The sequence below is a fragment of the Frankia gtarii genome (genome assembly GCF_025403375.1).
Classification (GTDB): Bacteria; Actinomycetota; Actinomycetes; order Frankiales; family Frankiaceae; genus Frankia; species Frankia gtarii.
In genome coordinates this window covers 1-7,912 of record NZ_JAMPTM010000298.1, presented here as the reverse complement: position 1 = coordinate 7,912, position 7,912 = coordinate 1, and the positions used below count along the sequence as shown (strand labels likewise).

General features: G+C 73.1%; 6 protein-coding genes. 5 read left to right on the top strand and 1 reads right to left on the bottom strand.

All coding sequences use genetic code 11. The annotated features are described in order from the left end of the window. Nucleotides 1–485: 485 nt before the first annotated feature. From NBZ83_RS27485 to NBZ83_RS27475, 3 genes are all read left to right on the top strand, one after another. Nucleotides 486–1,532: an aldo/keto reductase gene (locus NBZ83_RS27485; RefSeq protein ID WP_261564612.1), complete on the top strand. Its 1,047-nt coding sequence runs from the start codon at nucleotides 486–488 to the stop codon at nucleotides 1,530–1,532. 206 nt (nucleotides 1,533–1,738) lie between these two features. Then, nucleotides 1,739–2,806 carry an ATP-binding cassette domain-containing protein gene (locus NBZ83_RS27480; protein ID WP_498041084.1) on the top strand — a complete coding sequence of 356 codons (1,068 nt, stop codon included), beginning with the start codon at nucleotides 1,739–1,741 and terminating at the stop codon, nucleotides 2,804–2,806. A 6-nt stretch (nucleotides 2,807–2,812) separates the two neighbouring features. Further along, nucleotides 2,813–3,652, top strand: a complete 840-nt coding sequence (locus NBZ83_RS27475; RefSeq protein ID WP_261564609.1) for an ABC transporter permease — start codon at nucleotides 2,813–2,815, stop codon at nucleotides 3,650–3,652. 8 nt (nucleotides 3,653–3,660) lie between these two features. On the opposite strand, the gene NBZ83_RS27470 is transcribed toward NBZ83_RS27475, so the two are convergent. Then, entirely contained in the window at nucleotides 3,661–6,771 is a 3,111-nt protein-coding gene (locus NBZ83_RS27470) for an ATP-binding protein (protein ID WP_261576081.1), read from the bottom strand. A gap of 338 nt (nucleotides 6,772–7,109) precedes the next feature. Here NBZ83_RS27470 and NBZ83_RS27465 point away from each other — a divergent pair, with 338 nt between their 5' ends. Together NBZ83_RS27465 and NBZ83_RS27460 are read left to right on the top strand one after the other, a co-directional pair. Continuing rightward, complete coding sequence (locus tag NBZ83_RS27465) at nucleotides 7,110–7,625, top strand: mycothiol transferase (RefSeq protein ID WP_261564606.1); 516 nt, start codon at nucleotides 7,110–7,112, stop codon at nucleotides 7,623–7,625. An 85-nt stretch (nucleotides 7,626–7,710) separates the two neighbouring features. Beyond that, entirely contained in the window at nucleotides 7,711–7,899 is a 189-nt protein-coding gene (locus tag NBZ83_RS27460; RefSeq protein ID WP_261576079.1) for a hypothetical protein, read from the top strand. The last annotated feature ends 13 nt before the right edge of the window (nucleotides 7,900–7,912 follow it).

Genomic DNA, 7,912 nt, shown 5'->3' with positions numbered 1-7,912 from the left:
GATCTACACCTATTAAGTCGTCGGCAGCGTCAGGTGTGTATAAGAGACAGGTCTCCACCGAGCCCCCGTCCCAAGGCTGCTTCCCCGGGGACGGCTGGCACGGCCCGCCACGCATGTCCCGCCACGCATGTCCCGCCGCAGTCCGCCAGGCACGTCTCGTCGGCACGACGCGGTGGCCTCCCCCGAGCCCGCGGACGATCGTCCCAGCCCGTAACGGCCGCTTCCCCGCCTAATTCCGGTTTTCGGGATCGTCACTCGAGCGGAACCAGGAAATCACCTGCCGGTTCACCTGCCCCGGGGTTGACTTGGAGTGCGCTCTCATCGTTACGGTCTGCTGGGGCGACGATCCATGCTGAACGATCCCCGCCTGTCCGGAGCCCTGCCCGCTCGATCCCTCCGGCCAGGCAGTAGGGGGACGGCCGCGGCCGCATGGGATCGGCGAGGACACCTGCAGGGCCAACGATGACGAGCAGGAGGCTTCACCCATGCGGTATCGCAAGCTCGCCCGGACCGGCGTCGAGGTCAGCACCCAGTGCCTGGGCGCCATGATGTTCGGCGCCTTCGGCAACACCGACCACGACGAGTGCGTACGCATCATCGGCCGCGCGCTCGACGCGGGCATCAACTTCATCGACACCGCCGACGTCTACTCGCAGGGCGAGAGCGAGCAGATCGTCGGCAAGGCCATCAAGGGCCGTCGTGACGACATCGTCCTGGCCACCAAGTGCTTCACCCAGATGGGCGAGGAGCGCAACCACCGCGGCGGCTCCCGACGCTGGATCACCCGGGCGGTCGAGGACAGCCTGCGCCGCCTCGACACCGACTACCTCGACCTGTACCAGGTGCACCGCCACGACTGGGACGTCGACCTGGAGGAGACCCTCGGCGCCCTGACCGACCTCGTCCATCAGGGCAAGGTCCGCTACCTGGGTTCGTCGTCGTTCCCCGCCGACTGGATCGTCGAGGCGCAGTGGGCCGCGCGCCGGCGCAACAGCGAGCGGTTCGTCTGCGAGCAGCCGCAGTACTCGATCTTCGCCCGGTCGGTCGAGGATGGCGTGCTGCCCGCGACGCTGCGCCACGACGTGGGCGTCATCCCGTGGAGCCCGCTGGCCGGCGGTTGGCTGACGGGCAAGTACCGGCGGGACGCCGAGATCCCGTCGGGCGCACGCTACGGGTCGCAGGGCATGTTCGCCCGCCGCGGCGGCGGTGCCGGGCTGGACGAGGACCCGAGCACGCCCGCCCGGTACGACGCGGTGGAGGGGCTGAGCACGATCGCCGAGCAGGCCGGGATCTCGCTGACCCACCTGGCGCTGGCGTTCGTGGACAGCCACCCGGCGGTGACGTCGACGATCATCGGGCCGAAGACGATGGAGCAGCTCGACGACGTGCTCGCCGGCGCCGACGTCACCCTCGACGCGACCACCCTCGACGCCATCGACAAGGTCGTCCCCCCGGGCACCGACATCGCCGGCGTCGAGCACTACAGCGGGGACCCGTCCCTGCGACCCGCGTCCCGCCGCCGCACCGGCTGACCGCACGTTCCTTGCCCTTCCACAGGGGCAAACCGGACGCCGGACCCTGTGGAAGGCAAGGAGGGTCGGCCACCCGTCAGGAGCTCGGGCGCGGCGTCAGCGGGCCGGCGTCAGCGGGCCGGCGTCAGCCGGGTGTCAGCACGGCGTCGGCGCGGCACGCGCCGGAGCACCGGCGTCTCGCCGGATTGTCAGTGGTGGACCGCATGATGATCGACATGACGGTCAGACACGAACACTTCAGTCCCGCGATCGTCGCCGAGGGGCTGGTCAAGCGCTACGGCGCGACGACTGCGCTCGCGGGCGTCGACCTGACCGTGCCGGCCGGCACGGTCTTCGGCCTGCTCGGCCCCAACGGCGCCGGCAAGACCACCGCGGTCCGCGTGCTGGCAACCCTCATCCAGCCGGACGCCGGGCGGGCCCTGGTCGGCGGATACGACGTGCGCCACGACGGCCACCGGGTACGCCAGCTCGTCGGACTCACCGGGCAGTACGCGTCGGTGGACGAGATGCTCACCGGCCACGAGAACCTGCTGATGATCGGCCGGTTGCTCGGACTGTCCAGGTCCGCGGCGAAAGCCCGCGCCCGCGAGCTGCTCGCCGACTTCCGGCTCGCCGAGTCCGCGGACCGCCCGGCGCGGGCCTACTCCGGCGGCATGCGTCGGCGCCTCGACCTCGCCGCGAGCCTGGTCGGCCGCCCGCGGCTGCTGTTCCTCGACGAGCCCACCACCGGCCTGGACCCGCGCAGCCGCAACGAGATGTGGGACGTGGTGCGCGACCTCGTCGGCGGCCACGGCGTCACCGTGCTGCTCACGACGCAGTACCTCGAGGAGGCCGACCAGCTCGCCGACGACATCGCGGTCGTCGACCATGGGCGGATCATCGCCCACGGCTCGCCGGAGGCGTTGAAGAAGCAGACCGGCGCGCAGACCCTGGCGGTCCGCCCCGGGGACGTCACCGACATGCCACTGGTGGTGGCGGCGGTGGCGGAGCTGGCCGGGGTGGCGCCCGAGGTCGCGGGCAGCCTCGTCAGCGCCCGCGTCACCGATCCGGCCGTGCTCCCGGCGCTCGTGCGCCGCCTCGACGACGCCGGCGTGCCCATCGGCGAGATCACCCTGCGCAGCTCCAGCCTGGACGAGGTCTTCCTCGCGCTGACCGGTCATCCGGCCACGGACGGCCCGACCTCCGCCAAGCCGACCTCCCCCACCGACGTGACCGGCGGCGAGCCGGCCGTCGACGACCCGGCCGCGCGGATTCCCGCGGCGACGAGGAGCTGACCCGCGATGAGCGCAGTGACCGCCCTGCCGGGACCGATCCCCGGGACGACCGGCCATCCCGAACCCGTCGGCTCCGCACGGGTCTCCCCGCTCGACGCGCTTCGCCACACCGCCACGCTGGCCTGGCGCACCCTCGTGCAGGTCAAGCACAACCCGATGGAGCTGCTCGACTTCAGCGTCCAGCCGCTGATGTTCCTGCTGCTGTTCACCTACGTGTTCGGCGGGGCGATCTCCGGCTCGACCGGCGACTACCTGACGTTCGCGCTGCCCGGCATCATCGTCCAGAACACCCTGTTCACGACGCTCAACACTGGCACCGGGCTGAACACCGACCTCACCAAGGGGGTGTTCGACCGGCTGCGTTCGCTGCCGATCGCCCGCTCCGCGCCGCTGGCCGGGCGGATCCTCGCCGACATGACCAAGCAGATCTGGGCCATCGCCATGCTGCTCGGCCTCGGCTACATCCTCGGCTTCCGGGTGCAGACCGGGCCGCTGCAGGCGCTGGCCGCCTGCGGCCTGGTGGTGCTGTTCGCACTGGCGGCGTCGTGGATCTCCGTGCTCGTCGGCATGCTCGTCTCCGAGCCGGAGAAGGTGATGATCTTCGGCTTCACGTTGATCTTTCCGTTGACGTTCGTCAGCAACGCCTTCGTCCAGACGACGACCATGCCCGGCTGGCTGCAGGCGTTCGTCAAGGTCAACCCGGTCACGGCGCTCGCCGACGCCACTCGCGGCCTGCTCGTCTCCGGGCCGGTCTGGACCCCGGCGTGGCACGCGCTGCTGTGGGCCGCGGGCCTGGCCGCGGTGTTCGCGCCGCTGGCCGTGGCCGCGTTCAAGCGGCGGGTCTGATCGCTGGCCTAGCTGGTCGCGGTGAGGTCGGGCAACCGGGGCGGCCAGGCCACCGGCGGCAGGCCCGCGAGGTCCAGCGAGGCGGACAGTGGGACGGCCCGGCCGGCCACGACCGCCGCGGCGAACGCTGCCTCGCCCAGCGCCGCCCGGGCCGCCCGCTCGACCCGAACGTAGTCGCGGTCACCGGAGCGGCTGATCAGGGCGCAGGCGCCGAGCACCCGGGCGGCCTGCTCCGGTGCGCCGTCGCGCAGGGCCAGGTCGGCGACGGCGACGAGTACCCGGGCCGTCGCCGGGGCGTCGGTGGAGCGGACGGCCTCGTCCAGCGCGGCGGCGAGGATCTCCCGGGCGGCGTCGAGGCGACCGCCGGCGAGCTCGACGAAGGCCACCGAGGTGCCGGCCATCGACCGGAACTGGGGGGGCACCGAGCGATTCAAGATGCCGGCGGCCGCGCTGATGGCCAGCGCCCGGGCCCGGGGCAGGTCGCCCTCCAGCCGGGCGAGCTCCGCCTCACTGAGGTCGACGCCGGCGAGCAGCTCGGGCGTGCCGAGGAGCTGCGCGCTGCGGCGGGCGGCGGCGAGCGCGGCACGGGCCTGCGGGAAGTCCCCCAACGCCATCGCGGCGCCCACCAGGTTCAGCTGGAACTGGCCGATGTCCTCGGTGGAGTCGAGCTCCGCGGTGAACCGGGTGGCACGACGGAAGAACTCCACCGCGGCCCGGTGCTCGCCGCGCAGGCCGGCGAGCTCGCCGAGGGCACCGTTGGCGAACGCCATGCCCCAGCGCTCGCCGAGAACCTCGAAGTCCGCCAGGGCCGCCCGGGTCTCCTCGCCCGCCTCGTCGAAATGGTCACCCAAGTTCATCGACAGGTAGGCGAACAGGACGCGGGCCATCGACCGCGTCCAGGTGTCCGGCAGGTCGAAGCACTCCCGGAAGGCGTCGAGCGGCGCCTCCCCGAGGCCGCCCTCCAGCATCAGGCGCAGGCCCTTGAGCAGCGGCAGCACGGGATGGTCGCTGACCAGGTCGCCGGTGTCGCGCACCGCGGCCCGCAGCAGCCGCAGTGCGCTGTCCGCGTCCTGGAACCCGTCGAAGGCGTTGAGGGCGGCCAGCGTGCCAGCCATCGCCCGCGCCCCCGACGGCGCATCCCCCGGCAGGTCGAGAGCTGCGGCGGCGAGCTCGGAGCCCTCCAGCTTGTGCCCGCGCAGCCACCAGTACCAGCCCAGCGCGGCGGACATGCGCACCGCGGTCAGCGCGTCGCCGGCGGCGATCGCTTCGCGCAGTGCGGCGTGCAGGTTGTCCTGCTCGACGGTCAGCCGGCGCAGCCACCGCAGCTGGTCGCCTCCGCGCAGCTCCGGTTCGGCGGTCTCGGCCAGCCGCAGGAAGTACGCCGCGTGCGCCGTGCGAAGAGGTTCGCGCTCCCCCGCCTCGCCGAGCCGTTGCAGCCCGTACTCCCGGATCGTCTCCAACTGCCGGTAGCGCGCCGCGGCGGCGCCGTCACGACCGTCCCCGGTGTCACTGACCAGCAGCGACTTCTCCACCAGAGCAGTGAGCAGATCGGGAACGCCGTCGGGGTCGAGCCGCCTACCCGCGGTGTCGCCCGCCGCCGCGAGCGCGTCCGCGCACACCGCCCGGGCACTGGCCGGCGTCACCCCGCCGGGGAAGATCGCCAGCCGCCGCCACAGCACCCGTTCGGACTCGTCGAGCAGGTCCCAGCTCCAGTCGACCACGGCCGCGAGCGTCCGGTGCCGCGGCAGGGCGGTCCGGCTGCCGGAGGTGAGCAGCCGGAATCGATCGTCGAGGCGGGCGGCGACCTGCTCCGGGGTCATCGCCCGCAACCGTGCCGCGGCCAGCTCGATGGCCAGGGGCATCCCGTCCAGCGCCCGGCAGATGTGCACCACCGCCGCTGCCTGGCCGCCCCCCGGGGAGACATCCGCCGGGGAGACGTCTGCCGAGGAGACGTCGAGCCGGAACCCGGGCCGGACGGAGACGGCTCGGTCGGTGAACAGTCGCACCGCCGGGTAGCGGACGATCGCCGCCGGGTCGGCCCCGGGATCGAGCTCTTCCGGCGGCAGCTCGAGCGGCCCGACCGGCCACAAGGTCTCCCCGGTGATCGCCAGCGGCTCCCGGCTGGTCGCCAGGACCCGCACCTGCGGGCAGGCCCCGAGCAGCTCCTCGACCAGGGCGGCGGCCGGGTCGAGGAGGTGCTCGCAGTTGTCCAGGACGAGCAGCAGCCGGCGGCCGGCGAGGGCGGCGGCGAGCCGCTGCACCGGATCGCTGTCAGCCACGCCACGCATGCGCAGCGCGTTCATCACCACCTGCTCGCGCAGCCCGAGCGCGGCGAACACAGCCGGGGGCAGGTCGGCCGCGGCCGTCACCGGAGCGAGCTCGACCAGCCAGGCACCGTCCGGCAGGAACTCGACGGACGCACCCGCGCCGTCGAGCAACATGCGGGCGGTCTCCACGGCCAGCCGTGTCTTGCCCGCCCCGCCCGGTCCGACGAGCGTGACGAGCCGAGCGCCGCGAACCAGCTCCTCGACCCGGTCCGCCTCCTGCGAGCGACCGACGAAGCTGGTCAGCGCGGCACGCAGGTTGGTGCGCAATCCACCCGGCAGGGTGCCCAGACCCGGCGGATCGGCGAGGCCGCCCACGGATCCGGCCACGCCCACAGGACCGGCCACGCCCACAGGACCGGCGCCGATCGGCGGATCGGCGCCACCTCCGGAATCGGAACCGCGTAGGACAGTCACGTGCAGGCCGCGCAGCTCGCCCGAGGGATCCGCGCCGACCTTGTCCGCCAGCTGGGCACGGAGCCGTTCGTAGGCGTCGAGGGCGGCACCGGGCCGGCCGGCCGCGCAGAGGGCCCGCATCAGCGCAGCCGTCAGCGACTCGCGGATGGGATGGGCCCAGACGAGCTCAGCCAGCTCGGGTACCAGCTCCGCCCCGGCGCCCAGGCGCAGGTCGGCCTCGACGCGGCCCTCGATCGCGGCGAGGCGGCGTTCGTCGAGCCGAGCGACGGTGGCGCGGGCGAAGGGGGCGTCGGCGACATCGGCGAGCGGCGGGCCCCGCCACAGCTCGAGCGCCGCCCGCAGAAGCATGGCCGCCCGCGTCGCGTCCCCGGCCCGCAGCGGCCGGCGGCTCGTCGGCCCACAGCCCGGACACCAACCGCTGGGTCGTCACGGTCCGGCCGGGATCGAGGGCGAGCAGGATGAGCAGCGTGCGCAGGCGGGCACCGCCGACGTCGACCGTCGCCGCGGAGATCCCGGATCCGGTCCGGACCTCCAGCGGGCCCAGCACGCAGATCTCCACGGCCCGATTGTGCCTGGCTGCCACCCCGGCGGTCGACGTCATCACCGGCGCAGCCGGCTGGGCGCGAGGCCGGTGCCGGAACCGGGCCGGACCCGCCGCCCTAAGATCGCCCCCGACGCCGTCGAACTGCAGCGACCATGTGAGGGGAGCCCGCGCGTTGAACGGTTCCGATCTTCTCGCCGATGCCTTCGGGCGGATCCGGGACGAGGTGCGTGACGCCGTCGCCGAGCTCGACGAGGAGCAGCTCGCCCTCCGCGTCGACGGGACGGCCAACTCCATCGGCTGGTTGGTGTGGCACCTGACCCGGGTTCAGGACGACCACGTCGCCGACGTCGCCGGGCTCGAGCAGGTCTGGACCGCGGGCGGCTTCGCGGACCGGTTCGCGCTGGCGCTGCCCGTCACGTCGATCGGCTACGGGCACACGACCGAGGAGGTCGACGCGGTCCGGGTGGCCGACCCGGCGCTGCTCGTCGGCTACCACGAGGCCGTCCACGACCAGACCGTCCGCTACCTCGCCACGCTCACCGACGGCGACTTCGACCGCGTGGTGGACGAACGGTGGGAGCCCCCTGTCACCCTTGGGGTCCGCCTGATCAGCGTCGTTTCGGACGACCTCCAGCATGTGGGCCAAGCGGCGTTTCTGCGGGGCATCATCGAGCGAAGGCAGTCGTGACGGCGCCGGGACGGCCCACCAGCCGCCCGGACGTTTCGTCACCGCGGCCGGGATCCCATCGCATATTCGGCAAAAGGTAGGCGTCGTGCCCCATTGTTTCGTTGCCGGCGACGGTCAGCTCATCGTGCTCGACGTCTGGCGGCCCACCGAGGCCTTCCACCAGTTCTTCATCGACCCGCCCGCCATCGACATTCTCATGCGAGACGCCGGGGTCATCGACCCGCCCGAGATCCCCTTCTGGCAACCCGCCGAGGGCGCCCCCGAAGCCCCCTGAGTCACCCATCACC

Coding starts and splice junctions, on each gene's coding strand:
- NBZ83_RS27485 (WP_261564612.1), top strand. CDS start 486: ATGCGGTATCGCAAGCTCGCCCGGACCGGCGTCGAGGTCAGCACCCAG.
- NBZ83_RS27480 (WP_498041084.1), top strand. CDS start 1,739: ATGATCGACATGACGGTCAGACACGAACACTTCAGTCCCGCGATCGTC.
- NBZ83_RS27475 (WP_261564609.1), top strand. CDS start 2,813: ATGAGCGCAGTGACCGCCCTGCCGGGACCGATCCCCGGGACGACCGGC.